Here is a 21,779-nt window from a genome sequence, read left to right as displayed (position 1 = left end):
CATTTGATTTTCGCTCCGACTGGTCAGATACAAATTGAACGGAATCGGTCCAAAGTGATCCGACACACCAATATGGGAGAGAAGACATGAAATCCTCGGTTCTCGCGCTGGCCGCGATGGCGACGGCTCTTGCGGCACCCGCATTTGCCGACAAGCTGGACGACATCATCGCCTCGGGTACGCTGCGCTGCGCGGTCGTGCTGGACTTCCCGCCGATGGGCGCGCGCGATGCGAACAACAATCCCGTGGGTTTCGACGTGGATTACTGCAACGATCTTGCGACCGCCCTGGGCGTCACCGCGGAGATCGTCGAGACACCCTTCCCCGAGCGCATTCCCGCGCTGATGTCGGGCCGCGTCGATGTCGGCGTCGCCTCGACCTCGGACACGCTTGAGCGCGCCAAGACCGTCGGTATGTCGGTCCCCTATTTCGCCTTCGAGATGGCAGTGACCTCGAACGACAAGTCGGGCATCAAGTCCTTTGACGACATGAAGGGCAAGACCGTCGGCGCCACCGCGGGCACGTTCGAGGCGATCGCGCTTGAAAAGCAGGTCAAGGAATGGGGCTCGGGCGAATTCCGTCCGTATCAGACCCAGGCCGATGTCTTCCTGGCACTGAGCCAGGGCCAGATCGACGCCACCGTCTCGACCTCGACCGTGGCGCAGGCAAACGTCAAGACCGGCAACTTCCCCGGCATCTCGGTCGTCGGCAAGGCGCCCTTCGACACCGACTACGTCGCGCTTTTCACCAACCGCGAGGAATACGGCCTGATCAACTACCTGAACCTGTTCGTAAACCAGCAGGTGCGGACCGGCCGCTATGCCGAACTGTATGAAAAGTGGGTGGGTGGCGATCTGCCGGACCTGACGGTGCCGAACGTCTACCGCTGATATGACGGAACGGTTGCCGGCGCTGCCCTGCCGCGCCGGCGGCCCTCGATCAGAGGCGGGACGCTGATGTTCAACTATACCTTCCACTGGCACCAGGCGCTGCGCGCCCTGCCGCAAATGCTCGAAGGCGCGCTGGTCACGCTTCAGATCGCGTTGCTGTCAATGGCCATCGGGCTTGCCTGCGCTTTGCTTCTGACCCTCATGCGGCTTTCGGGCAGCCGTGTCTTGCGCGGAGTTGCAAAAACCTGGGTCGAGGTGGCGCGGAACACTCCGGCGCTTTTCCAGATCTACATGGCGCATTTCGGATTGGGCAGCTTCGGCATCCATCTGAGCCCCTATACCGCGCTGCTGGTCGGGATCGCGTTCAACAACGCGGGCTACCTGGCCGAGAATTTCCGCGGTGCGCTGAAGGCCATTCCCGACACCCAGACCCGCGCCGGACGCTCGCTGGGGATGAGCGCGCTGCAGGCCTTTCGCCTGATCGTGCTGCCACAGATGCTGCGCATCGCCTTCCTGCCGATCACCAACCAGATGGTCTGGGCGATCCTGATGACCTCGCTGGGCGTCACCGTCGGCATGAACACGGACCTGGCCGGGATCACGCAGGAACTGAACGCGCGGACCTTCCGCACCTTCGAGTTCTTCGCGCTTGCTGCCGCGATCTATTACCTGATCGCCAAGGTCGTCACCCTTGGCGCGCGGCTGATCGCCTGGCGCATGTTCCGCTACTGAAGGGAGGAACGCATGTTTGATACTGCAATGACAGCGAACGACCTGCTGTTCCTGGCCAAGGGCGCGGGCATGACGCTGGCGGTGACCGGAGTTTCCGTCGCCGCGGGCACCGTCATGGGGATCCTGTTCGGCGTCGTCCGCGTCCAGCTGGGCGCCTGGTGGGCCGCGCCGCTGACCTTCGTGCTGGACATCTTCCGTTCAGTCCCGCTGCTGATCCAGCTTGTGCTGGGCAACGCCTTCCAGTCCATCGCCAAGCTGGGCTGGGGGCCCTTCACCACCTCCTGCGTGATCCTGTCGCTTTACACCGCCGCCTATTGCACCGAGATCGTGCGGGGCGCCATCGACGCGGTGCCCGGAACGACGCGGCGCGCGGCACGTTCGCTTGGGATGACCTGGGGTCAGGACATGCGCTTTATCGTGGCGCCGCTGGCGACGCGGATCGCGCTTCCCTCGTGGATCGGCCTGACGCTGGGCGTGATGAAGGACAGTTCGCTTGTCCTGTGGCTGGGCCTGATCGAGCTGCTGCGGGCATCCCAGGTTCTGGTCACCCGCCTGCAGGAGCCGCTGTTCATTCTGTCGATCTGCGGCCTGATCTATTTCCTTCTCAGCTTCCCCATTGCCCGGCTTGGCGGGTACCTGGAAAAACGGTGGTCCCCCAATGATTGAGATCCAGAACGTCCGCAAATCCTTTGGCCAGCTGGAAGTGCTGAAGGGCATCGACCTGACCGTGCAAAAGGGTGAAGTCGTCACCGTGATCGGCGGGTCGGGGTCTGGGAAATCGACGCTTCTGACTTGCATCAACGGGCTCGAGCCGATCGATTCCGGCAAGATCCTGGTCAATGGGACCGAGGTTCATGCCAAGGGCACCGACCTGAACAAGCTGCGCCAGAAGATCGGGATCGTGTTCCAGCAGTGGAATGCCTTTCCCCACCTGACCGTGCTGGAAAACGTCATGCTGGCGCCCCGCAAGGTGCTGGGCATTCCAAAGGCCGAGGCCGAGGCGATTGCCGTCAAGCAGCTGACCCATGTCGGCCTTGGCGAAAAGCTGAAAGTCTATCCCTCGCGCATGTCGGGGGGACAGCAGCAGCGGATGGCCATTGCCCGCGCATTGGCCATGTCGCCCGAATACATGCTGTTCGACGAGGTGACATCGGCACTGGACCCGCAGCTGGTGGGCGAGGTTCTGGATACGCTGCGCATGCTGGCATCGGAAGGCATGACGATGATCTGCGTGACACACGAGATGAAGTTTGCGCGCGAAGTATCTGATCGCGTTGCCTTCTTCCACAAGGGCGTTCTTGCCGAGATCGCCCCCCCGGCCGAGTTGTTCGGCACACCGAAAGACCCGGAGCTGCAAAAGTTCCTGGCCGCGACGCATTGAGAGAATGATGCAACCACAATACGACGTAACCGTCATCGGCGCGGGTGTCGTCGGCCTTTCGGCCGCGATCGCCCTGCAGAACCGTGGGCTGACGGTGTTGGTCCTTGACCGCGAAGGACCGGCTGCCGGCGCTTCGGCCGGCAATGCCGGCGCCTTCGCCTTTACCGACATCCTGCCGCTCGCCTCTCCCGGCATTCTCAGGAAGGCGCCTAAATGGTTGCTTGATCCGCTGGGTCCGCTGACCGTGCGGCCGTCCTATGCGATGCGGATCCTGCCCTGGATGTATCGGTTCTGGCGGGCCTGTTCGCCCGCCCGCGTCGCCCAATCGACGGCGGCGCAAACTGCGCTGATGGACCTGTCGCGGTCGGAACTGGAACCCTTCCTCGCCGCATCGGGCACGATGCCGATGCTGCGCAAGAACGGCAATCTGCAAGTCTATGAATCCGAGGCCGAGTTTCAGGCTTCCCTTCCCGGATGGGAGATCCGTGCCCGCCACGGCATCGAATTCCGGCACATGGACGCAGCCGAGATGGCAACGATCCAGCCCGGCATCGCGCCGCGCTTCATCAAGGGCACCTTCACCCCTGGATGGTTCTCCATCGATGACCCGCGGATTTACACGCTGGCCTTGGCCGATCACTTCCGCAGCCTTGGCGGAGAGATCGAGCGGGCGGAGGTTACCTCCCTGCGCCCAGTGGAGGGCGGGGTCGAGATCGACGGCAGCCGTCGCGCCAGCCATGTCGTTCTGGCGGCCGGAGCATTCTCGCACCGCGTCGCGCGGTCCCTGGGCGAGAAGATCCCGCTTGAGACAGAGCGCGGCTACAACACCACCTTGCCGCCCGGCGCGCTGGACCTGCGCACCCAAATCACCTTCGGCGGTCACGGCTTCGTCGTCACGAACCTTTCGACCGGCATCCGCGTCGGCGGCGCGGTGGAGCTGGGCGGGCTGGACCTGCCTCCGAACTTCAAGCGCTCCGATGCGATGCTGGCCAAGGCGAAAACCTTCCTGCCCGCGCTTCGGACCGAAGGCGGCGTGAAATGGATGGGCTTCCGCCCCTCGCTTCCCGACAGCTTGCCCGTGATCGGCCGCGCCCGCGCCACCCCGCGCGTGATCTATGCCTTCGGGCATGGCCACCTGGGCAAGACCCAATCCACCGGGACCGCGCGCCTTGTTGCCGATCTGGTGACGGGCCGCGCCCCCGCCATCGACCTTACCCCCTTCTCGCCCCAAAGGTTCTAAGCCATGACGACCCATACCTTCTCCTGCATCGACGGGCATACTTGCGGCAACCCCGTCCGCCTTGTCTCGGGGGGCGGCCCCCGCCTTGAAGGGGCGAACATGCTGGAGCGGCGTGCCCATTTCCTGCGCGAATTCGATTGGGTCCGCACCGGCCTGATGTTCGAGCCGCGCGGCCATGACATGATGTCGGGCAGCATCCTCTATCCGCCGACCCGACCCGATTGCGACGTCGCGGTCCTGTTCATCGAGACCTCGGGCTGCCTGCCGATGTGCGGCCATGGCACCATCGGCACCATCACCATGGGAATCGAGAACGGGCTGATCCAGCCGCGCGAACCGGGTAAGCTGTCGATCGACGCACCCGCGGGCAAGGTCGACATCACCTATCGCCAGGAAGGCCGCTTCGTCGAGGAAGTCCGCCTGACCAACGTCCCCGGCTTCCTTTACGCCGAGGGCCTGACAGCCGAGGTCGAGGGGCTGGGCGAGATTGTCGTCGACGTGGCCTATGGCGGCAATTTCTACGCCATCGTCGAGCCGCAGAAGAACTTCCGCGACATGGCAGATCACACCGCAACCGAACTGGTCGGCTGGTCGCCGAAGCTGCGCGCGGCGCTGAACGCGAAATACGAATTCGTCCATCCCGAGCATCCCGAGATCAACGGCCTGTCCCATATCCAATGGACCGGCGCACCGACGGTCGAAGGGGCCCATGCCCGCAACGCTGTGTTCTATGGCGAAAAGGCCATCGACCGCAGCCCCTGCGGGACCGGCACCTCGGCCCGGATGGCGCAGTTGGCCGCCAAGGGCAAGCTGAAGGCCGGGGACGAGTTCTGGCACGAATCCATCATCGGCTCGATCTTCAAGGGCCGGGTCGAGGCCGAGACCACCGTGGCGGGCCGTCCCGCAATCATCCCCTCGATCGCGGGCTGGGCGCGGATGACCGGCTACAACACCATCTTTATCGACGAGCGCGATCCCTTTGCGCATGGCTTCGTCGTGAAATGACCGCGGCCCTGTCCATCCTGCCCGGCAATGCCGAGGGGCCCGTCCTCGCGATGACCGAGGGGCTCAGCTTCTGGGGCGGGGTGGACCCGGCGACCGCGCGCGTGATCGATGCGCATCATCCACTGCACGGTGCCTGCCTTGCGGGCGCGGTGGTGATGATGCCGACCAGCCGGGGCTCTTGCTCCGGCTCTGGCGTGGTGCTGGACCTGCTGTTGAAGGGCAATGCCCCGGCTGCGCTGATCTTTTCCGAACCCGAGGACATCCTGACGCTCGGCAGCCTGATCGGGGCCGAGATGTTCGGGCGCAGCTTTCCGGTCCTGCGTGTTGCCGAGGGCGACTTTGCCCGGCTGGCTGCGCAGCCCCGGCTGTCGATCCGCGAAGGGGAAATCGTCGCGGACGGAACCCGCATGCCCGTCCTGGCGCCGCGCGATACCTCACTGAGCCTGACCGAGGATGACCGCGCCATCCTTGACGGGCGCGACGGCAAGGCGGCGGCGCTTTCCATGCGCATCATTTGCGCAATGGCGCGGCAGCAGGGTGCAACGCGGCTGACCGACATTTCCCGAGGGCATATCGACGGCTGCATTCTGGCCCATCCGGCGAACCTGATCTTCGCCGAAAAGATGGACGAGTTGGGAGCAAGGGTCCGGGTCCCCACCACGATCAACGCTATTTCGGTCGACCGACAGCATTGGCACGAACAAGGCGTCCCGCCGGTTTTTGGCAACCAGGCCTCGCGGCTGGCGGATGCCTATGTCCGCATGGGTTGCCGGCCCAGCTTTACCTGCGCACCCTATCTGCTGGAGGATCGGCCCGGACTTGCCGAACCCATCGCATGGGCCGAGTCGAACGCAGTCGTCTATGCCAATAGCGTGCTGGGCGCGCGTTCGCCCAAGCATCCAGACTTTCTGGACCTGTGCATGGCGGTCACCGGGCGCGCGCCGCTGACGGGCGTCTATCTGGACGAAGGCCGCCTGCCCCGCCGCGTGATCGACATCGCGCCGCCCCCGGACCATGACGACGCAATCTGGCCGCTGCTGGGCTATCTGGCCGGGCTGACCTCTCCTGACCGTATCCCGCTTTTGCGAGGACTTGCGGCGCTGTCTCCGACGTCCGACGATCTGAAGGCGCTTTGCGCGGCCTTTGGCACCACTTCCGCCGCGCCCATGCTGCATATCGACGGTGTCACGCCCGAGGCCGGCCCTGTTGCCGCCGATGCGGACCAGTACCACATCGGTCCCGAGGATCTGGCGCGGGCATGGAACCTGCTGAATAAGGGGCCGCAGGACGTGGACCTGATCGCCATCGGCAGTCCCCATGCCTCGGCCACGGAATGCCGCGCATTGGCGATGGCGCTGGACGGAGATCGTCCGTCGATCCCGGTCATCGTCACCGCCGGACGCCAGATCATCGAGGAACTCCGCCTTGACGGGGCGCTGGAGCGGCTTGAGACGGCTGGCGTGCAGGTGATCCCGGATCTGTGCTGGTGCTCGATCACCGAGCCGGTCTTTCCCCCCGCCGCCCGGACCGTCATGACCAACTCCGGCAAATACGCCCATTACGGACCCGGCTTGTCCGGCCGCGCCATCCGCTTTGGCAGCATGGCCGATTGCGCGGCGGCCGCCCTGACAGGACGGGCGCCTGCGGGACCGCCAGAATGGCTTGGCGGGCATCGCGGAAATTCATTTGAATCTTTCTAGGAAGAAACAGCAACCATGCGCAGTACAAAGACAATCCACGTTATCTCTGCTCATGCAGAAGGCGAAGTCGGCGACGTCATCGTGGGCGGCGTCATGCCCCCTCCCGGAGAAACGGTGTGGGAACAGAGCCGGTGGATCGCCCGCGACGGGCGCCTGCGCAACTTTGTTCTGAACGAGCCGCGCGGCGGCGTCTTTCGGCACGTGAACCTGCTGGTTCCCCCCCGCCACCCCGAGGCCGATGCCGCCTTCATCATCATGGAGCCCGAGGACACTCCGCCCATGTCCGGCTCGAACTCGATCTGCGTATCGACCGTGCTGCTCGATGGCGGCCTGATCCCGATGCAGGAGCCCGAGACGCATCTGGTTCTTGAAGCGCCCGGTGGTCTGGTTCGGGTCCGCGCCGAGTGCCACAATGGCAAGGCCGAGCGGATTTTTGTCCAGAACCTGCCCAGCTTCGCCGGGCCGCTGGACCAGGCGCTTGAGGTCGAGGGCCTGGGAACGCTGACCGTGGACACGGCCTTTGGCGGCGACAGCTTTGTCATCGTCGACGCGGCCGCGATGGGCTTTTCCTTGCAGGCTGATGAAGCCCATGACATTGCCCGGCTTGGCGTGCGTATCACGGATGCGGCGAACAAGGCCCTGTCCTTCCGCCACCCGACGCTGCCCGACTGGCGGCATTTCTCGTTCTGCCTGTTCGCGGGGCCGGTCCAGCGCGACGGAAACGATCTGCGCGCCGGCGCGGCGGTCGCGATCCAGCCGGGTAAGGTCGACCGCTCGCCCACCGGGACCGCGCTTTCGGCCCGCATGGCGGTGCTGCACGCGCGGGGCCAGATGGGCTTGGACGACCGCCTGACCACGGTGTCGCTGATCGGATCGACCTTCGGCGGCCGGATCCTTGGCACCACCTCGGTCGGGGACACCCCGGCGATCCTTCCCGAAATCTCGGGCCGGGGCTGGATCACGGGAATTCACCAACACATGCTGGACCCCTCGGACCCCTGGCCCGAAGGATATCGCTTGACGGACAGCTGGGGCGCGCGCTAGCGGCTGCGACCTTGGTTTAGCCAGTTTTCGACCAGCATATTCGTCGCCATGAAAGTGCCCAAAATGACAAAGAAACCCGCATCGAGCGCCCTTTCCGAACGCAAGCGCGGCGAAGGCGCCAAGCTGGTCTACGACATCCTGCGCGACGACATTCTGGGATTGGTGCTGCCTCCGGGCAGCCCGATCGACGAGATCCAGCTGGCCGAGCGCCTGTCGATGTCGCGCACACCCATCCGCGAGGCATTGGTCAGGCTGGCCGGCGAGGGGCTGGTCACGACGCTGCCGAACCGCTCGACCGTGGTGTCGAATATCGATGTCTTGAACCTGCACACATTCTTCGATGCGTTGACGCTGATGTATCGGGTGACGACACGGCTGGCGGCCGAGTATCGCAGCGCCTCGGATCTTGAGATCATCCGCGCGCGCCAGGCCGAGTTCGCTGCCGCGGTCGACGCCCAGGATGCTCTGGCCATGATCGCCACCAACCGAGAATTCCACGCAGCCATCGCCGAGGCCGGGCGCAACCCCTATTATACAGGGCTGTTCTGCCGCCTGCTGGACGAGGGACGCCGGATCCTGCGGATCTATTACTCATCCTATAACGATCGCTTGCCCCAGCGTTTCGTCGACGAGCACCAGGACATCATCGGCGCAATCGAGGCGCGTGACATTGCCACCGCGGACCGGTTGGCCAAGCAGCATGCCGACCAGATCGTGCTGCAGATCCAGCAGATGTTCTCGCGCGACCGACGCCAACAGATCTCTCTTTGACCCCATCAATGGCAGGGATGCGCCGAGTTTCCGCATGCGCCGAAAAGTTGTCGACATAAAAAATACAAACGGTATTCTAACAGTCGACCGGAAGCGATTCGGGACGCATTGTCGCGCCCTGCCGCCGTTCGATGCCATAGCCAACAGGAGTCCCTGATGAACGCCCAGATCTTTTCCGGCTGCATGCCGGCGCTGATGACCCCCTGCACCGCGGATCGCCGTCCCGACTTCGATGCGCTGGTCCGCAAGGGCAAGGAACTGATCGCCACCGGGATGTCGGCGGTGATCTATTGCGGTTCGATGGGCGACTGGCCGCTGATCTCGGACGAAGAGCGGATGGAAGGCGTTGCCCGCCTGGTTGCCGCTGGCGTTCCGGTGATCGTCGGAACTGGCGCGATCAATACGGCCAAGGCTGTCGCTCTGGCCGCCCATGCCCAGAAAGTCGGCGCACAGGGCCTGATGGTGATCCCGCGCGTTCTGTCGCGTGGCCCGTCGATCACGGCGCAGCGCAACCACTTCAAGGCCGTGCTTGCTGCGGCGCCGGACCTGCCTGCGGTCATCTATAACAGCCCCTATTACGGCTTCGCCACGCGTGCCGACCTGTTCTTCGCCCTGCGCGCCGAACATCCGAACCTTGTCGGTTTCAAGGAATTCGGCGGGCCGGACGATCTGCGCTATGCAGCCGAAAACATCACCAGCCGCGATGATGAAGTCGCACTGATGGTCGGCGTCGATACCTGCGTCTTCCACGGCTACGTCAATTGCGGCGCCAGCGGCGCGATCACCGGCATCGGCTGCGTGCTGCCGCGCGAGGTGCTGCATCTGGTGGCGCTGAGCAAGGCTGCCGCACAGGGCGACGTCGAGGCACGTCAGCGCGCGCTGGAGCTTGAGGCCGCGCTCGCCATCCTGTCCTCGTTCGACGAAGGCCCGGACCTGGTCCTGTATTTCAAGCACATGATGGTGCTGAAGGGGAACCCGGAATACGTCCTGCACTTCAACGAGGACGACGCCCTGACCGACAGCCAGCGCGGCTATGCCGAAGCGCAGCTGAAGCTGTTCGACACCTGGTATGCCAACTGGTCGAAACTGCCGGGCGCAGTTCGCGCCAACGCAGCCTGATGCCCTTGGGGCCGGCAGCAATGCCGGCCCCTTTCAAATCCTGCGTACCAGATCAGTGGGCCTGATGGGCCTGTCTGCTGTCTTCAGGCGCTTCGTCCCGCCGCGCCATGCCATAATCCCGCTGCACGGCGGCAACCCGCAGACGATAGTCCTGGAACACATGATCGCGCCCGGCCGCCTGAGCGGCACGATGCTGCGGCAAGGCGCGCCAGCGGGCGACCGCATCCTCGTCCCTCCAGAACGAAAGCGACAGCAGCTTGCCGGGCGTCGTCAGGCTTTGGAACCGTTCGATCGACAGGAAGCCGTCGATCTGCTCAAGCTCGGGTCGCAATGCGGCGGCGAAATCCAGATACTCGTCGCGGTGACCGTCCTTGATGACGACCTCGAAGATTACCGCGATCATGCTGCTTGCTTTCCATGTGGGGCCGAGCTTCGGCGCAGGAACAGCCTGCTCTCCCGCCGGATGAATCCCTCGCGCCGGGCAAAGTCGTAATTCTCGCGCCCCAGCGGGTCGGCAGCCAGACGCGCGCGATACGCTTCGTAATCGGCAAGCGAGGGAAGCGAGTAGATCCCATAGGCGGTGCTGGCGCAGCCCTCATGAGGGGAAAAATATCCGAAAAGATCCGCGCCGCTTCGCGGGATCGCCTGCCCCCAGTTCCGGGCATATTCGTCGAAAAGTTCGCGTCGGTTCGGGTCGATGTCATAGGTGATGATGCAGGTGATCATGGTTGGCCTTTCCTGTTGATGCCCACAGCCTAGCCGATTGCCCGGGCCCGATGCTTCGATTAGCATCGAACCATGCGCGAAGGTCCGGACATTGCCCGCATTGCCGCTTTGGTCGGCGATCCCGCCCGCAGCATGATGCTGCTGGCCTTGATGGATGGCCGTGCGCTGACGGCGACCGAGCTTGCAACCATCGCCGGCGTCACCCGCCAGACAGCCAGCAGCCACCTGTCCCAACTGACCGATGCCGACGTGCTGGTCCTGCGCACCCAGGGTCGACACAGGTATTTCAGTCTCGCAGGCGCGCATGTCGCTCAGCTGCTTGAGGCGCTGATGGTGTTTTCTTCGGACGCCGCGCCGCCCTTGCGCACCGGGCCGAACGATCCCGCATTGCGACGAGCGCGCCTGTGCTATGACCACCTTGCCGGAGAGCTGGGCGTCGCCATGTTCGACCGGCTTGGCGCCGAAGGCGCGCTGTCGCAGGCATCGGGCCAGCCCGACGTGACCGAGCAAGGCTGGCACCGGCTGGCGGTGATCGGACTGCGCCGGGACGATCTGCCGCGCAGCAATCGGCCGCCATGTCGCGCCTGCCTGGATTGGAGCGAGCGCCGTCCACATCTGGCGGGAACCGTTGGCAAGATGATCCTGCAGCGGGTCCTGGATCTGGGCTGGGCAAAGCGCCTTCCCGGCTCGCGCGTGCTGCGCTTTTCGGCCGAGGGAGAGCGCCGTTTCCTGGACTGGCTGGCCTGACGCGGCGGGAACGAAGACGCCCTGATCTGCCTTGTCCCAGTGAACCTGACGGATGGAGGCAATATGGACGACCTTCCCGACCTGACCCTTGGCATCGAAGAAGAGTATCTGCTGGTCGATGCCGCGACGGGCGATCTCAGCGACGCGCCCGACGCCCTGATGCAGGCCTGCAAGGCCGAGTTGAGCGATCAGGTCAGCCCGGAGTTCCTGCGCTGCCAGATCGAGATCGGCACCCCGGTCGCGGCGGACATCACCGAGGCGCGGGCGCAATTGGCGACACTGCGCCGCGCCATCTCCCGTCACGCCGGGGAATTCGGACTGGCCCCGATTTCGGTCGCGTGTCACCCCTCGGCCGACTGGCGCGAACAAGGCCGCACCGACAAGGAGCGTTATCACCGCCTGTCGCACCAGATGCGCGGCATGGCCCGGCGCATGCTGATCTGCGGGATGCATGTCCATGTCGGCCTGCCCGACCCGGCGACGCGTATCGATTTGATGAACCAGTTCAGCTACTTCCTGCCGCATCTTCTTGCACTTTCCGCATCCAGCCCCTTTTGGCAGGGCGAGGATACGGGCCTTGCCTCGTATCGAACGACCGTCTTTGGCGGCTATCCCCGCACCGGCCTGCCGCCGCATTTCACCAGCTGGCACGAATTCGAACGAGCTTCGCAGACGTTGACCGATCTGGGCATCATCGAGGACAGCAGTGAGATCTGGTGGGATCTGCGCCCATCGGCGCGGTTTCCGACGCTGGAAACTCGGATCTGCGATGCCTGCCCACGTCTTTCCGACACGATCACAATGGCCGCGCTGATCCAGACCACCCTGCGCATGTTGCTGCGCCTGTCGCGCCGAAACCAGCGTTGGCGCCAATATGACAACTTCCTGATCGGAGAGAACCGCTGGCGCGCGCTGCGCTATGGCCTGTCCGAGGGGCTGATCGATTTCGGAGCCGGGCGCATCCAGCCGTTCACCCAGATTGCCGAGGATTGGCTTGCCATGATCGCCGAAGATGCCGACCGCCTGAACTGCCAGCCCGCAGCCGCGCGCGTCCGCGACATCGTGGCGCTCGGAAATTCCTCCGACCGCCAGCGCGCGATCTTCAACGCCGCGGTCACCGCCGGCGCCAGCCGTGACGAGGCGCATCGCGCGGTCGTCATGCATCTGATCGAGGAATTTGGCGCCGATCTATAGCGGCTCAGAAGCTGCCAAAGACCGAACCCAGCAGGATCACCGCCAGCAAGGCCAATACCGGGAACAGAATACAGACCATCGCCATCGCGCCATAGGCCTGGCGATGGGTCACCCCGCAGATGGTCAGCAGCGTGATGACCGCGCCGTTATGGGGAAGCGTGTCTAGGCTGCCGGTCGCCAGCGTCGTGACCCGGTGAAGCAGCTCGGGCGCCACGCCCCGCGCCTCGGCCAGCGCCAGGTAATTATCACCCAGCGTCGACAGCGCGATCGACATTCCGCCCGAGGCCGATCCGGTCAGACCGGCAAGGAAGCTGGCCGCAAGTGCCAGAGAGACCAGGATATTTTCGGTCCCCAGTTCCATCATTCGTTCGGTTATCAACCGGAACCCGGACAGCGAGGCGACCACGGCGCCGAAACCGACAAGGCTTGCAGTGTTGAAGATCGGCTGAAGTGAATCGTCCGCCCCCTGATAAAGCGCGGCGACGACCAGCCTGCGATGCCGCAGGTTCATCGCAAGAAGGGTCAGGATGGAAATGCCAAGCGCCGCGATCACCGACCAGATCCCCCGTAGATCCTCGACCGTCGTCTCCCCATAGACCGGCAGCGCCAGATACGAGGTATCCATCCGGGGGATCAGAACCCAGGTGAACAGCGCGTTCAGGATTAGCACCAGCACCAAAGGCAAGGCAGCAAGGACAAGCGGCGGGTTCGGTCGCGCTTCGCCGTCCTCTTGCGGATCGCCTGCTCCGAAACCCTCGGACATGCGGCCGGCCTTCCATTCCAGCCAGCGCCAACCGCCAAGGAACATGATCGCCGCCGCGATCAGCCCCAATCCCGGCGCGGCAAAGGGCGTGGTTCCGAAGAACGGCATCGGGATCGCGTTCTGGATCGAGGGGGATCCCGGCAGCGCCGACATTGTGAACGTAAAGGCGCCCAGCCCGATGGTCGCAGGCATCAGCCGGCGGGGAATGTCGGCCTGCCGGAACAGCCCGACCGCAACCGGATAGGTGGCAAAGGCCACGACGAACAGCGACACGCCGCCAAAGGTCATCACCGCGCAGGACAGCACGACCGCAAGGATCGCCCGCTCTGGTCCCAGCCAGCGCACGATGCCATGGGCCAGCGCACGGGCCGAACCCGTCGTATCCATCAGTTTGCCGAACACCGCGCCCAGCAGGAACAGTGGAAAGAACGAAATGATGAACTCGCCCATTGCGGGCATGAAGATCTGGGTGAAGCTTGCAAGCAGTCGACCCTGTTCCGCCGCAAGGACGGCAAGCGTCGCCATGACCGGGGCCAGCAACACCATGTTCCCGCCGCGAAAAGCCAGCAGCATCAACAGGCAAAGGCAGGAAAGGATCACCGCAATATCATACATTTCCGGCCCTTTTTTCGTGTCATTTGTCACGCAACGGGGCCAGCCCCGCAGGTCTTTGCGGGATCGACATCAATTCGTCGACGGAAAAGGTCGAACGCTTGCCCACCTGGTCGAGGTTCTTTGCCAGCCAGTCGTCGGCCCAGATACGACCCCGCGCGAACAAATCCTGAAGATAGGCCCATTCGGCATTCAGCTTGCTTGAGGCCGAAAGCTCCTGCAGGTCCGCTTCTCCGTGGATCAGATGCAGGCGCAGGTCATTGCCCTCGGTCAGGGTGACGATGCCCTCGTCGATCATCCGGCCCAAGGTACTCAGCGCGCGCAATTCCTTGACAAGACTGGTGTTGAAGCTGATCTCGTTCATGCGGTTGATGATCTCGCGCGCGGTGCGGGGCAATTCCTCGCGCCGCAGTGGATTGAGCTGCACGATGAGGACATCCACGACCTTGCTGTCCAGGATCAGCGGCGTCAAAGCCGGGTTTGCCGAAAAGCCGCCATCCCAATAGGCCTCGCCGTCGATTTCGACCGCGTGATACATCAGCGGCAGGCAGGCCGAGGCCATGACCGCCTCGACCGTGATTTCACCGCTGCTAAAGATGCGAGGTTGGCCGGTGCGCACATTCGTCGCCGTCACATGCAACCTGACCTGCGAGCGGTTGACAGCGTCGAAATCCACTGCCTGCTTCAGTACCGCGCGCAGGGGATTGATGTCGAACGGGTTGAGTTGATAGGGCGAAAAGATCCGGCTGAGCGTTTCCGAGATCAGGTAACCCGGCGAAGCGTCCAGCGAGAAACTGCCCCTGACCCGGTCCCAATAACTGCGCTGGATCGGAGAAAATCGCGCGGCCCGGCTGACCGCCTTCCAGAACGCCGACAGCGCGTCGCGTGCGCCCTGCCGCCCGCCGACCTCCATGCCCTGGGCCAGGACGACCGCGTTCATGGCCCCGGCGCTGGCGCCGCTGATTTCGGTGATCCGCAGGCGCGGCTCCTCCAGCAGGCGGTCCAGCACGCCCCAGGCGAGCGCGCCATGCGCCCCTCCGCCCTGGAGTGCAAGATTGATCGGAAGTTCAGCGTCGGTCATCTGTCGCTCCGCTATGGTCCGGATCGGCATTCCGCAGTGCAGCATCTGACAGGCCTCCCGCTTTTGCAATGATTTCCGCGCGCTTTTCCCGGATCTTCCGATGAAGTCGGCCTGCTTCGGCATTGTGCATTTGCGCGGCGGACGACGCGGGGCATTGCGGCAAAGCCCGCGTGGCTTAACAATGGGCTGGACCGCTTCCCGATGACGACCCGCCTTCCTCCCCACCTGAACGGAGAACACGATGTCGCCCCGCCGCAACACCTTCCTGGGACTGACCCTGATCGCACTGACCGCGACGATGGCACAGGCCGCACCGGTCCATGTCGGGGAAGTTCCCTATGTCGAAGCGCCGATGCCCTTCACGATCACCGCGGTGGCCACGCTCGACACGCCATGGGCCATCGCGATGATGCCGGACGGAAGGATGCTGATCACCGAAAAACCGGGACGCATGTTCATCGTCACGCCAGAGGGCAAGAAAACCTCGCTCGACAACGTGCCAAAGGTCGAGTTCGTGGGCCAGAACGGTCTGCTGGATGTGGCGCTGGCCCCCGACTTTGCGTCCAGCAACGAATTCTACATTACCTATCTGCAGCCCGGAGACCAGCGCGGGATGCTGGTTCTGGCCAAGGCACGGCTGGTCGAGGACGCCACAGGGGCAAGGCTGGAGGATTTCAGGAAAATCTGGACGCAGACTCCTCCCAATGGCGGCGAACAGCCCGGCGGGGTCATCGCCTTCGACCCGGACGGACAGCACCTGTTCCTGGCGCTTGGGGATCGGATGACTGCGGAAAGCGCGCAGAACCCTGATGAGGCCCGCGGCAAGATCCTGCGGCTGAACCTGGATGGAACGACGCCCGAGGACAATCCGCAGTTCGCCAGCGGCGGCGTCCGCGCCCAAACTTGGACGACCGGGCACCGCAATCCCTATGGCCTGGCCTTTGACGCCAACGGCAAGCTCTGGTCGATCGAGATGGGACCGTTTGGCGGGGATGAGGTCAACCTGATCGAACCCGGCAAGAACTATGGTTGGCCAGAGGTCTCCGAGGGGGACAATTACGATGGCACGCCGATCCCGCGCCACGCCACCCGGCCGGAATTTACGCCTCCGCTGCTGTATTGGTCCCCCATCATCGCCCCCACCGGGATGGCCTTTTATCAGGGCGACATGTTCCCCGAATGGAAGGGGTCGGCATTTGTCGGCGGGCTCGCCTCCGAGCTGCTGGTCAGGCTCGCTTTCGATGACAAGGGCGGTGTGACCGAAGGTAACCGCTGGAGCATCGGCGGCCGCGTCCGGGACGTGGCCGTCGCGGCAGATGGCGCAATCTGGGCCATCGAGGATACCAGCGAAGGGCGGCTCTGGCGGTTGTCCCGCTAGGGTGCGTCATCTCCTTCGGCCGGCACTTCGGCGGGGGTCCAGGCATCGTCGGGGTCATAGCTGACGATGTCGAACCCCTTCGTCAGGCTGTCCGGCCCCAGGTCGGCCTGCAAAATGATGCCGTTTTCGGACACCATGAAGCTGTGCACCCCCGTCACGCCATATTCGGCGGGAACAGCCAGCAAGGCATGACCGCCGACCATATTTCCGTTGATGACATAGTTCATTGCCCCGCCCGGCGCATGTTCGCCCTGCTGGTCGAGCACCCGGAAGAAATAGCCGTCGAACGGCTCGGCCTCTTGATCGGCATCCCCGTCGCTATAGCCGTCCAGTGAGGCGCGGGCCGCAGCCTCGCCCAGCGGGCTGTCGCCACCCGGCCAGTAAAGACCGCTGCGTTCCTCGCTGGTCGAGATCACGGATTTCGCGAACTCCATCACCCCATCGCCATCCTGATCGGTCAGGCGGAACTTGGCCTGAAGGTCGCCATAGGCGTCCATCAGGGTCAGCACTTCAATCTCATTCAGGCCGACGGTGCGGCTGGTGACCTCATCCCGGCCCGCCGCGATATCGAAGCTCCACCCGTCCGCCCCCTTCACCAGCGGGATCGGAAAGGGCCAGTCATCCTCGCCCAATTCGATCTGCAGTGAGCCGTCCTCTTGGGGTGTCAGGCGAAAGCCCTGCTGATACATCGTCAGGACTTGTTCGCGGTTCTGCTTGTCCTCGTCAGGGTCGCCGGAAAAGATCAGATCCTCGGCCTCGGGGCCAAAGACCTTCAGCAGGCCGTCACGGTCCTGTCCCTTGGTGGCGGCAATCATGGCGTCCAATGCGTCCTGCCCGGTCGCAAAGACCTCGGGCGCGGCATGGGCCGCAAAAGGCAGGAATGCAAGGACGGTGGCGATGCGGAACTTGCGCAGGCTGCTCATGTCACCTCCGATGCGCATGGTGACCGCGGCTGGCATGGCCGCGCTGGGACGCCATCTTGGTGCGCGACCCCGAGGCCTGACGTTTGATCGCGGTCGGTTTCTTGTGGCTCGCCTGGTGCACCGCGGGCTTCTTGGGGTGCTGGGCCCGATGGGCGACCGGCTTCTTCGCTGCGACGGCGGCACGATTGGCCCCGGCCCCCGGCTGGGGATGATGCGCCACCTTGGTCCGGTTGATGGCCTTGGCCTTGTCGGCCGCGCTGAAATGCGAAGTTCGGTCGATATCCGGCCGATGGTCCAACCGAGCCTTTGCCGCACCCGAGGGGATGCCCGCGCGCGCGCCGCCAAGATCCCCGCGACCGGGCCGGGCCTGCAGGCGGTTGCGCAGGTCGTCCTGGACCGAGGCGTTCTTGTTGATCGCAGTCAGTCGCCCGTTGTTGTTGCGACGCTCCGAGTCGATGCGGGTGCGGGCCGTCTGGACCTTGTTGCGGTCTGGCTTCCAGGCCAGCTTGTCGCGGTCAATATCGACCCGGTTGCCGATCCGGACATTGCCGTCGACATTCAGATTGACATTCGGGTCGCGGATGATCGGCTGGCCGTTCCAGCCGCCGCAGTCATGACATCCCCAATAATGACCCCAATCATCGTCATCGTCGAAGATGTCATTGATAAGCGCCGCAGTTCCAAAAGCCACCGCGGTCGTCGCGACGATATTTCCAAGGTTGTTGGAATAGACGGTGCTGGGATTATATTGCGGGACATAGACCCTTTGCGGATCCGTTGGTGTGACCACCACCGTCCGGGCCGCACTGTCGCTGCTGCCCGGTGCCTGTTGCACGTCCACCTTTTGCTGATCGCCGCTGGTCAGGGTTCCGTTGTCCACCGCAAGACGGCGCATGGTCTGCACCGCGCTCATGACGTCATCGCTTTGCGTCAGCATCGCGTTGCCCATGTTTTCGGTCCAGTCGATGTGATCTGCCATATCCTCGACCACGTCGGGAAATGCGCTGGTCAGAACCTTGACGCTTTCATCCCAATCCTGGGACTCGGCATATTGCTTTCGGGTGGCATCATCGGCGTCGTTGCTGAGCAGGTATTGATCCGCCTTCATCACGTCGAGCGGCTCGGTCGAGGACACCAGGATCTGCATAAGCAGGGTGTCCGGATAAAGCGCGACCGGCGCGACCATCGTCTCCAGCTCGGCCTGGGTAAAGGCCGGGTCGGTGGCGGCAGCGGGCGTTGCAGCAGGCTTCTGCGGCGGCGGCGGCGTCGTGGCCGGTGCCGTTTGGGCGTGACCCTGGGATGTCATCAGCAGGATCGCAACCGAAGAAGTCATGAACAGATGCTTCAGCATCGAGAACCTTCCTTCATCGCGTTGAACCACAGGCATTTCAACAAATGCCGACGTTCCTGTTCCCATTAGTAGTGATCGGTTTGCCGAAGCGTCAAGCAAAAGAACATCGCGCGCGATAACGCTATTTGGATCCGACTTTCCGCATGGCGTGCCATGAAACTGACCGCGTCAACTGCTCGCATTGACGCGAGCCTCCGAGAGATTCGGCCGGACACCGATTCCCATTTTTCCGCGATAGGCAATAGAATGCCGCCGAATTTTTACCAAGCGCGATAAGGTCTTGCGTGAGGCTTCCTATCCTGCTCATAGTCAATTCCGCGGGGGCGGAAGCCCTGACGCCATCGTGAAGGGAATGCATCGTCTGAACGCGTCCCGACCGAACGCGGGCAGCAAGAGGCCTTTCCATCCTGATGGACCGAAGGGTGCGATATTCGCACGACCGCGGTGATAATTCAGAGTGGAGAGACCCATGCTACGAAAGATCGGACTGGCGGCCGCACTGACATTCTGTGCAAGCGGCCTAGCGATGGCCCAAAGCGCGCCCGATACTTCAAAGCCGAACATCTTGGTCATTTTCGGTGACGATATCGGACAGGGCAATATTTCCGCCTATACCAAGGGCGTGATGGGGTATCGCACCCCGAATATCGACCGCATCGCCAATGAAGGGATGATCTTTACCGATTACTATGCCGAGCAAAGCTGCACGGCAGGCCGGTCAACCTTCATCACCGGCCAGACGACCTTCCGCACCGGCCTGTCGAAAGTCGGCCTGCCGGGGGCAAACGCCGGGCTGCAGGCATCGGACGTGACCATCGCCTCGGCCCTGAAGGACGAGGGTTACGCGACCGGCCAGTTCGGTAAGAACCACCTGGGCGACCGCGACGAATTCCTGCCGACCGCGCACGGCTTCGACGAATTCTTTGGCAACCTTTATCACCTGAACGCCGAGGAAGAGCCCGAGAACTTCAACTATCCGCGGGATCCGGCTTTCGCTCAGAAATTCGGACCGCGGGGCGTTATCAAGTCCTCGGCCGATGGCAAGATCGAGGATACCGGGCCGCTGACCCGCAAGCGGATGGAGACGATCGACGACGAGACTTCTTCCGCCGCGATCGACTTCATGAAACGCCAGCATGATGCCGGGAAGCCATTCTTCACCTGGATGAACACGACCCGGATGCACTTCCGCACCCATGTCCGCCCCGAACATCGCAGCGAGCCCGGCCTGAGCGCGCTGACCGAATATGCGGATGGGATGGTCGAGCATGACAACGTGATCGGCACCCTGCTGAAGTCGCTGGACGACATGGGGATCGCGGACAACACGATCGTTATCTACACGACCGACAACGGGCCGCACCAGAACTCGTGGCCGGATGCAGGCACGACGCCTTTCCGCAGCGAAAAGAACACCAACTGGGAAGGCGCATTCCGTGTTCCGGCGATGATCCGCTGGCCCGGCCATATCGAAGCCGGTTCGACTGCCAATGACATCGTTTCGGGGCTGGACTGGTTCCCCACGCTGCTGGCAGCCACCGGCGATACCGATATCAAGGACCGCCTGCTGAAAGGCACGACCATCGCCGGCAAGGACTACAAGAACCACCTGGATGGGTATAACCAGCTCGACTACCTGACCGGCAAGTCGGACGAGGGCGCCCGCAACGAGTTCTTCTATTTCAACGACGATGGCGAGGTGGTCGGCCTGCGCTACGAAAACTGGAAGTTCGTCTTTGCCGAACAGCGCGCCAAGGGCACGATGGCCATCTGGGCCGAACCCTTCACCAAACTGCGCGTGCCGAAGATGTTCGACCTGCGCGCCGACCCCTATGAGCGTGCCGACGTCACCTCGAACACCTATTACGACTGGCTGCTCGACCACGCCTTCCTGGTTGCTCCGGCCAGTGCCGAAGTGGGCAAGTTCCTTGCGACATTCAAGGAATTCCCGCCGGCACAGCGGCCCGACAGCTTCTCGATCGACCAGGTGCAGGCCGATCTGATGCAGTCGCTGGACAATATGGGCGGCGGCCAGTGACGAACCCGGGCAGAGGCGGCGTTCCCGCCCCTGCCCGCCTTCGCGAGAACCAGAACAGAGGTGTTCCCGATGCCTGCGCGTGACTCATTCACGGCATTGATGGCGACCATGAACAAATCCGTCATCGGGCAGGAACGCTTGGTGGAACGGATGGTGGTCGGCCTGCTTGCCGATGGCCATGTCCTGATCGAGGGCCTGCCCGGCCTTGCCAAGACACGCGCGGTCAAGGCGATGGCGCAGGCGCTGGATTTCGACTTCACCCGGATCCAGTTCACGCCGGACCTGCTGCCTGCGGACGTGACCGGTTCGGATGTCTATTTTTCCAAGGACGGCGCGGGAGAGTTCCGTTTCCAGCCCGGCCCGGTCTTTGGCAACATCCTTCTTGCCGACGAGATCAACCGCGCGCCGGCCAAGGTGCAGGCCGCGCTGCTGGAGGCGATGGAAGAACGGCAGGTCACCGTGGGCGAAGCAAGCCATCCGCTGCCGTCGCCCTTCATGGTGCTGGCAACTCAGAACCCCATCGAACAGGAAGGGACTTATCCCCTTCCCGAAGCGCAGACCGACCGCTTCCTGATGAAGGTGCTGGTCGACTATCCCGCCCCACAGGATGAACGCAATGTCCTGCGCCTCGTCCGATCCGAGGAGAAGGCAGCGCTGGATCCACCCGCGGCCCCGACCGCCGAGCCTGCTGCGGGGCAGGCGTCCGACGGGCACGGCGTCGCGCGCGCGGCGCTGGACGCGGCGCGCGCCGAAATTGCGGACATCCATGTCGCAGAGGGGATCGAGCGTTACATCATCGACATCATCACCGCGACACGCCAACCCGCCAAGCTGTCCGACGACCTCGGCCGGATGATCGAGCTGGGGGCCAGTCCGCGCGGCGGCATCGCCCTTGATCGCTGTGCCCGCGCCTATGCCTGGTTGCGGGGACAGGACTTCGTATCGCCGGGCGACGTCCAGGCGATCGCGCCGGACGTGCTGCGCCACCGCATCGCGCTGAGTTACGAGGCGCAGGGTGCGGGCCGCCCAGCCGACGACGTCATCGCAGACCTGCTTCGCCTTGTCGCAATTCCCTGAGGAGACC

Annotated in this window: 21 protein-coding genes; 15 read left to right on the top strand and 6 right to left on the bottom strand. The window is 63.8% G+C overall.

Annotation, left to right across the window (positions count from 1 at the left end):
• The first annotated feature begins 86 nt into the window (after positions 1–86).
• From RM190_RS20800 to RM190_RS20755, 10 genes are all read left to right on the top strand, one after another.
• On the top strand, positions 87–890 hold the full coding sequence (locus RM190_RS20800; protein ID WP_311761397.1) for an ABC transporter substrate-binding protein: 804 nt from the start codon (positions 87–89) through the stop codon (positions 888–890).
• A gap of 66 nt (positions 891–956) precedes the next feature.
• Positions 957–1,622 (top strand): amino acid ABC transporter permease, encoded by a 666-nt coding sequence (locus tag RM190_RS20795; RefSeq protein WP_311761396.1) that lies wholly within the window; start codon positions 957–959, stop codon positions 1,620–1,622.
• A gap of 12 nt (positions 1,623–1,634) precedes the next feature.
• Entirely contained in the window at positions 1,635–2,288 is a 654-nt protein-coding gene (locus RM190_RS20790) for an amino acid ABC transporter permease (RefSeq protein ID WP_311761395.1), read from the top strand.
• Complete coding sequence (locus RM190_RS20785; protein ID WP_311761394.1) at positions 2,281–3,003, top strand: amino acid ABC transporter ATP-binding protein; 723 nt, start codon at positions 2,281–2,283, stop codon at positions 3,001–3,003. Before RM190_RS20790 ends, RM190_RS20785 begins: the two co-directional genes overlap by 8 nt.
• A gap of 4 nt (positions 3,004–3,007) precedes the next feature.
• The gene (locus RM190_RS20780; RefSeq protein WP_311761393.1) at positions 3,008–4,243 is read left to right on the top strand and encodes an NAD(P)/FAD-dependent oxidoreductase; all 1,236 of its coding nucleotides are present in this window, start codon (positions 3,008–3,010) and stop codon (positions 4,241–4,243) included.
• Between the two features lie 3 nt (positions 4,244–4,246).
• On the top strand, positions 4,247–5,248 hold the full coding sequence (locus RM190_RS20775) for a 4-hydroxyproline epimerase (protein WP_311761392.1): 1,002 nt from the start codon (positions 4,247–4,249) through the stop codon (positions 5,246–5,248).
• Entirely contained in the window at positions 5,245–6,948 is a 1,704-nt protein-coding gene (gene lhpI, locus RM190_RS20770) for a cis-3-hydroxy-L-proline dehydratase (RefSeq protein WP_311761391.1), read from the top strand. Before RM190_RS20775 ends, lhpI begins: the two co-directional genes overlap by 4 nt.
• Positions 6,949–6,963: 15 nt before the next feature.
• Positions 6,964–7,992, top strand: a complete 1,029-nt coding sequence (locus tag RM190_RS20765) for a trans-3-hydroxy-L-proline dehydratase (RefSeq protein ID WP_311761390.1) — start codon at positions 6,964–6,966, stop codon at positions 7,990–7,992.
• A gap of 63 nt (positions 7,993–8,055) precedes the next feature.
• A complete protein-coding gene (locus RM190_RS20760; RefSeq protein WP_311761389.1) occupies positions 8,056–8,763 on the top strand; it encodes a GntR family transcriptional regulator in 708 nt (235 codons plus the stop codon).
• Between the two features lie 156 nt (positions 8,764–8,919).
• Positions 8,920–9,882 (top strand): dihydrodipicolinate synthase family protein, encoded by a 963-nt coding sequence (locus tag RM190_RS20755; RefSeq protein ID WP_311761388.1) that lies wholly within the window; start codon positions 8,920–8,922, stop codon positions 9,880–9,882.
• Between the two features lie 52 nt (positions 9,883–9,934).
• Here RM190_RS20755 and RM190_RS20750 read toward each other — a convergent pair whose 3' ends face one another.
• Together RM190_RS20750 and RM190_RS20745 are read right to left on the bottom strand one after the other, a co-directional pair.
• Positions 9,935–10,285: an antibiotic biosynthesis monooxygenase family protein gene (locus tag RM190_RS20750; protein WP_311761387.1), complete on the bottom strand. Its 351-nt coding sequence runs from the start codon at positions 10,283–10,285 to the stop codon at positions 9,935–9,937.
• Positions 10,282–10,608: an NIPSNAP family protein gene (locus RM190_RS20745; RefSeq protein ID WP_311761386.1), complete on the bottom strand. Its 327-nt coding sequence runs from the start codon at positions 10,606–10,608 to the stop codon at positions 10,282–10,284. The genes RM190_RS20750 and RM190_RS20745 overlap by 4 nt, the downstream gene beginning before the upstream one ends.
• Before the next feature lie 72 nt (positions 10,609–10,680).
• Between RM190_RS20745 and RM190_RS20740 the strand changes: the two genes are divergently transcribed.
• Positions 10,681–11,355 carry an ArsR/SmtB family transcription factor gene (locus RM190_RS20740; RefSeq protein WP_311761385.1) on the top strand — a complete coding sequence of 225 codons (675 nt, stop codon included), beginning with the start codon at positions 10,681–10,683 and terminating at the stop codon, positions 11,353–11,355.
• 63 nt (positions 11,356–11,418) lie between these two features.
• On the top strand, positions 11,419–12,549 hold the full coding sequence (locus RM190_RS20735) for a carboxylate-amine ligase (RefSeq protein ID WP_311761384.1): 1,131 nt from the start codon (positions 11,419–11,421) through the stop codon (positions 12,547–12,549).
• Between the two features lie 4 nt (positions 12,550–12,553).
• On the opposite strand, the gene RM190_RS20730 is transcribed toward RM190_RS20735, so the two are convergent.
• Together RM190_RS20730 and RM190_RS20725 are read right to left on the bottom strand one after the other, a co-directional pair.
• Positions 12,554–13,927, bottom strand: a complete 1,374-nt coding sequence (locus tag RM190_RS20730; RefSeq protein ID WP_311761383.1) for a GntP family permease — start codon at positions 13,925–13,927, stop codon at positions 12,554–12,556.
• Between the two features lie 19 nt (positions 13,928–13,946).
• Positions 13,947–15,005 (bottom strand): patatin-like phospholipase family protein, encoded by a 1,059-nt coding sequence (locus RM190_RS20725; RefSeq protein ID WP_311761382.1) that lies wholly within the window; start codon positions 15,003–15,005, stop codon positions 13,947–13,949.
• Positions 15,006–15,246: 241 nt separating this feature from the next.
• Between RM190_RS20725 and RM190_RS20720 the strand changes: the two genes are divergently transcribed.
• Complete coding sequence (locus RM190_RS20720) at positions 15,247–16,383, top strand: PQQ-dependent sugar dehydrogenase (RefSeq protein WP_311761381.1); 1,137 nt, start codon at positions 15,247–15,249, stop codon at positions 16,381–16,383.
• Here RM190_RS20720 and RM190_RS20715 read toward each other — a convergent pair.
• The gene (locus RM190_RS20715; RefSeq protein WP_311761380.1) at positions 16,380–17,306 is read right to left on the bottom strand and encodes a DUF2950 family protein; all 927 of its coding nucleotides are present in this window, start codon (positions 17,304–17,306) and stop codon (positions 16,380–16,382) included. The two genes, RM190_RS20720 and RM190_RS20715, sit on opposite strands and share 4 nt — an antisense overlap.
• Before the next feature lies 1 nt (position 17,307).
• On the bottom strand, positions 17,308–18,657 hold the full coding sequence (locus RM190_RS20710) for a DUF3300 domain-containing protein (RefSeq protein WP_311761379.1): 1,350 nt from the start codon (positions 18,655–18,657) through the stop codon (positions 17,308–17,310).
• A 469-nt stretch (positions 18,658–19,126) separates the two neighbouring features.
• Between RM190_RS20710 and RM190_RS20705 the strand changes: the two genes are divergently transcribed.
• Both RM190_RS20705 and RM190_RS20700 read left to right on the top strand, forming a co-directional pair.
• Positions 19,127–20,695 carry an arylsulfatase gene (locus RM190_RS20705; RefSeq protein ID WP_390908782.1) on the top strand — a complete coding sequence of 523 codons (1,569 nt, stop codon included), beginning with the start codon at positions 19,127–19,129 and terminating at the stop codon, positions 20,693–20,695.
• Between the two features lie 69 nt (positions 20,696–20,764).
• Positions 20,765–21,772, top strand: coding sequence for an AAA family ATPase (locus tag RM190_RS20700; RefSeq protein ID WP_311761378.1), 1,008 nt, complete (start codon positions 20,765–20,767; stop codon positions 21,770–21,772).
• The last annotated feature ends 7 nt before the right edge of the window (positions 21,773–21,779 follow it).

The sequence above is a fragment of the Paracoccus broussonetiae genome, assembly GCF_031854425.1.
Taxonomy (GTDB): domain Bacteria; phylum Pseudomonadota; class Alphaproteobacteria; order Rhodobacterales; family Rhodobacteraceae; genus Paracoccus; species Paracoccus broussonetiae.
Note: the sequence above shows the minus strand (reverse complement) of the source record. Positions and strands in the feature narration are given on the sequence as shown.

Excerpts from the sequence above, each read along its gene's own strand:
- RM190_RS20795 (WP_311761396.1), top strand. The coding sequence starts at position 957 with ATGTTCAACTATACCTTCCACTGGCACCAGGCGCTGCGCGCCCTGCCG.
- RM190_RS20785 (WP_311761394.1), top strand. The coding sequence starts at position 2,281 with ATGATTGAGATCCAGAACGTCCGCAAATCCTTTGGCCAGCTGGAAGTG.
- RM190_RS20760 (WP_311761389.1), top strand. The coding sequence starts at position 8,056 with ATGACAAAGAAACCCGCATCGAGCGCCCTTTCCGAACGCAAGCGCGGC.
- RM190_RS20790 (WP_311761395.1), top strand. The coding sequence starts at position 1,635 with ATGTTTGATACTGCAATGACAGCGAACGACCTGCTGTTCCTGGCCAAG.
- lhpI (WP_311761391.1), top strand. The coding sequence starts at position 5,245 with ATGACCGCGGCCCTGTCCATCCTGCCCGGCAATGCCGAGGGGCCCGTC.
- RM190_RS20750 (WP_311761387.1), bottom strand. The coding sequence starts at position 10,285 with ATGATCGCGGTAATCTTCGAGGTCGTCATCAAGGACGGTCACCGCGAC.
- RM190_RS20725 (WP_311761382.1), bottom strand. The coding sequence starts at position 15,005 with ATGACCGACGCTGAACTTCCGATCAATCTTGCACTCCAGGGCGGAGGG.
- RM190_RS20735 (WP_311761384.1), top strand. The coding sequence starts at position 11,419 with ATGGACGACCTTCCCGACCTGACCCTTGGCATCGAAGAAGAGTATCTG.
- RM190_RS20700 (WP_311761378.1), top strand. The coding sequence starts at position 20,765 with ATGCCTGCGCGTGACTCATTCACGGCATTGATGGCGACCATGAACAAA.
- RM190_RS20780 (WP_311761393.1), top strand. The coding sequence starts at position 3,008 with ATGATGCAACCACAATACGACGTAACCGTCATCGGCGCGGGTGTCGTC.
- RM190_RS20740 (WP_311761385.1), top strand. The coding sequence starts at position 10,681 with ATGCGCGAAGGTCCGGACATTGCCCGCATTGCCGCTTTGGTCGGCGAT.
- RM190_RS20715 (WP_311761380.1), bottom strand. The coding sequence starts at position 17,306 with ATGAGCAGCCTGCGCAAGTTCCGCATCGCCACCGTCCTTGCATTCCTG.
- RM190_RS20720 (WP_311761381.1), top strand. The coding sequence starts at position 15,247 with ATGTCGCCCCGCCGCAACACCTTCCTGGGACTGACCCTGATCGCACTG.
- RM190_RS20710 (WP_311761379.1), bottom strand. The coding sequence starts at position 18,657 with ATGCTGAAGCATCTGTTCATGACTTCTTCGGTTGCGATCCTGCTGATG.
- RM190_RS20730 (WP_311761383.1), bottom strand. The coding sequence starts at position 13,927 with ATGTATGATATTGCGGTGATCCTTTCCTGCCTTTGCCTGTTGATGCTG.
- RM190_RS20775 (WP_311761392.1), top strand. The coding sequence starts at position 4,247 with ATGACGACCCATACCTTCTCCTGCATCGACGGGCATACTTGCGGCAAC.
- RM190_RS20705 (WP_390908782.1), top strand. The coding sequence starts at position 19,127 with ATGCTACGAAAGATCGGACTGGCGGCCGCACTGACATTCTGTGCAAGC.
- RM190_RS20765 (WP_311761390.1), top strand. The coding sequence starts at position 6,964 with ATGCGCAGTACAAAGACAATCCACGTTATCTCTGCTCATGCAGAAGGC.
- RM190_RS20755 (WP_311761388.1), top strand. The coding sequence starts at position 8,920 with ATGAACGCCCAGATCTTTTCCGGCTGCATGCCGGCGCTGATGACCCCC.
- RM190_RS20745 (WP_311761386.1), bottom strand. The coding sequence starts at position 10,608 with ATGATCACCTGCATCATCACCTATGACATCGACCCGAACCGACGCGAA.
- RM190_RS20800 (WP_311761397.1), top strand. The coding sequence starts at position 87 with ATGAAATCCTCGGTTCTCGCGCTGGCCGCGATGGCGACGGCTCTTGCG.